Origin of the sequence: Candidatus Protofrankia californiensis (assembly GCF_900634765.1) — a bacterium.
Lineage (GTDB): Bacteria > Actinomycetota > Actinomycetes > Frankiales > Frankiaceae > Protofrankia > Protofrankia californiensis.
Genome location: NZ_CAAAFT010000169.1, coordinates 11360 through 14451, shown reverse-complemented (window position 1 = coordinate 14451; position 3092 = coordinate 11360). Strand labels below are relative to the sequence as shown.

The 3092-nt window shown below is 67.2% G+C and carries 1 protein-coding gene; it reads right to left on the bottom strand.

The window, feature by feature from the left end:
- Positions 1 to 1306 precede the first annotated feature (1306 nt).
- Positions 1307 to 2722 carry a pyruvate kinase gene (pyk, locus tag DD1DGNOD_RS09515; RefSeq protein WP_131766262.1) on the bottom strand — a complete coding sequence of 472 codons (1416 nt, stop codon included), beginning with the start codon at positions 2720 to 2722 and terminating at the stop codon, positions 1307 to 1309.
- Positions 2723 to 3092 lie beyond the last annotated feature (370 nt).

Genomic DNA, 3092 nt, shown 5'->3' with positions numbered 1-3092 from the left:
CGGGCCCACGCGGCGCCGCCGGCTGTTGTGCCGGCTGTTGTGCCGGCTGTTTCGACGCGTCCGTCCTGGCAGGGCCGGACGTGAGGTTCTCGCCAGCAGCGGTCCTACCTGCGACGCGGCCATCCGCGGGAGGCGCGGCCGGCCGCACGGCAGGCCCCTGCCAGGACGGTGCGCCGGCACGCTGCCCGGTTGGACCGGGTACCCAGCCGGTCGTCCCCGCGGGACCGGCTGTCGTTCCGGGACGTGGGGCCGCGGCTGGACGCTCACCCTGTGACACACCCGACGTGCGATCTGCCGGTGGACGGGCGGGCGCCGGCCGGCCCCCGGACGGCGGTGCGGAGCCGGCGGCACCAGCGCCGGCGGCACCGGTGGCGCCAAAACGTGGTGGCTGGGCCCGGGAATGTCCGGACGTCGGCCGAGTACCCGTCCCGGCGGCAGCGCCCGCTGTCGCGGCGGCGCCCCCTCCGGCGGCAGCGCCCGCTGCGGGAGGGGCGGGTGCCTTCGGCCGATCGGACGGATCCGCCGGGCGTCCAGAAGCCTTCTTCGCGCCGTCGACGTTCGCACCTTCCCCGTCGGACGGGTTCGCGACCGGACCGGATCCGGCGATATCAGCAACCTGGTCGGTCCGGCGAGGCCGCTGCGGCGGCTGTTCGGTCATTGCACACGCTCCCGGGTCACCTGGGCCGAGTCAGGCCCAGCGTAATCCGGAACATGCACCGTCTCAGTAGCCGCTATACAACGTAGCGTAAACGACATTACCGTGCGTTCGCCTGACCGGTCACACACTCACGCAAGGCCCGCGGATGCCCATGCGCCGGTTCGACCCCTGACTCCAGCAAAATCCTCATCAAGGAAGACCCTACGGCCCGACGTCCGTCCCTGGGGATCGCTCCAGGTGATCCGCACGATCCGCCGGCCCGCGCCACGACCGGCCCGGAAACCACGGTCAGCCACAGTTATCTCAAGTGGCCACGGCATCCAATCTACGAATCCATTACGACAACCGACACGGAAAACAAAACTTCAAACACCGCAAAGCGCACCGGCGTCAGATCCTCACCGTGTCGACATCCGCTCGTAACCCCTGACGATCACAGTAACCGACCCGGCACTCCAGGGGTCCCCACATTGCGGGAAAACAGCGTCCAACCACCACGGGTGAAGCAACACCCCGCCATCACAGGTGAAACAACACCTCACCATCCCCCTTGCCGATCATCATTAGATGATCGGCAAGCCCACTACAACGACCAACCCCGCGCACCAGGGTTCCAAATTGGGACAAAACAACAATTTGGAAGGAGGTTTAGACTTCTTCGCCGATCCGGTGCACCCGGATGGTGTTCGTCATCCCGGCCACGCCGGGCGGGGTTCCGGCCACGACGACGACAAGCTCACCGGGCTTGCAGCGCTCCAGCTGGAGCAGCGCGCTGTCGACCTGCCGCACCATCTCGTCGGTGCTGTGCGCGAACGGGACCAGGAAGGTCTCAACGCCCCACAGCAGCGCGAGCTGGCTGCGGACAGCGGGTACCGGGGTGAAGGCCAGCAGCGGGATGGGGCTGCGGTAACGAGCAAGACGGCGGGCGGTGTCCCCGCTCTGACTGAACGCCACAAGGTAGCGGGCGCCCATGGCGTTGCCGACATTGGCGGCAGCCTCCGCCAAGGCGCCACCAACAGTACGCGGACGAGTACGCAACGGTGGGATTCGAGCAAGGTCCGTTTCAGCCGTCTCGATGATCCGAGCCATCGTGGACACGGCTTCGATGGGATATTCACCGACACTGGTCTCAGCCGACAGCATGATCGCGTCGGCGCCGTCCAGAACCGCGTTGGCGCAGTCGCTGGCCTCGGCCCGGGTGGGCCGGGGTGCGTGGACCATCGACTCCAGCACCTGGGTGGCCACGATCACAGGCTTCGCACGCTCGCGTGCCCACGACACGCCGCGCTTCTGCACCAGTGGCACCACCTGCAACGGCATCTCCACCCCCAGGTCCCCCCGGGCGATCATAAGACCGTCGAACGCCTCGACGATCTCCTCGAGCTGGTCGACGGCCTGCGGTTTCTCGATCTTGGCTAGGACGGGCAGGCGCACCCCGACCTCGTCCATCACAGCCCGGACCTTCTCGATGTCGGCGGCTGAGCGGACGAAGGACAAAGCGATCATGTCGGCGGGCAGACCGAGCCCGAAACGGAGGTCTTCGGTGTCCTTGTCGGTCAACGCGGGCACGCCGAGGGCCGCACCCGGGATGTTCATCCCCTTGTGATCACTGACCGGGCCGCCGACGACAACCGTGGTGTGGACGTCGGAGCCGACGACCTCGGTAACGTCCAGCACCAGCCGGCCGTCGTCGACGAGGATCCGGTCGCCCTCGACGACGTCGGAGGTCAGCCCGGAGAAGGTCGTCCCGACCCGGTGCTGGTCACCGACCACGTCATCGGTTGTGATCGTGAACCGGCTGCCGGGTACAAGCGTGACCGGACCGGAGCCGAACTTCCCGAGTCTGATCTTGGGGCCTTGGAGGTCGATGAGGATGCCGACGCTGCGCCCGACGGCGTCGGCCGCAGCGCGGATCTGCTGGTAGGCCTGCGCATGCTGCTCGTGGGAGCCATGGGAGAGGTTGAGACGGGCGATGTCCATGCCGGCTTCTACCAGCGCCCGAATCCTGTCAGGCGAGCTGGTGGCCGGACCAAGTGTGCATACAATTTTCGCGCGGCGAGACACGAGACAAGCCTAGAAAATGACTCCGGCGGCCCGGACACCGGCCCCACTATCCGCTGGCCGACACCCGAAAAGTTTTCCATCTACAGGAAAAACGCCCTATTCCGTTTACCGGGTGCGCTATGCGACGAGCAGGCGTACTGTCACATCGATCCGCACCGCCGTGGGAACAGGGGTGACGACGGCTCCGGACGTCCCCCGCGAGCGCTCCACGCGGCGTGCCGGTCGTGGGCAGGGCAGGCGAGTTCCCAGGTCACGGTGGGTAGACAGATGAGCGAAAACCCGGCGATCCACCGCCATCCGTCCGGCGACATCGACATCGCGCTGCCGTCCGGAGACCCCGATCCGAGTACGGAAAGTACTGACGACCTCG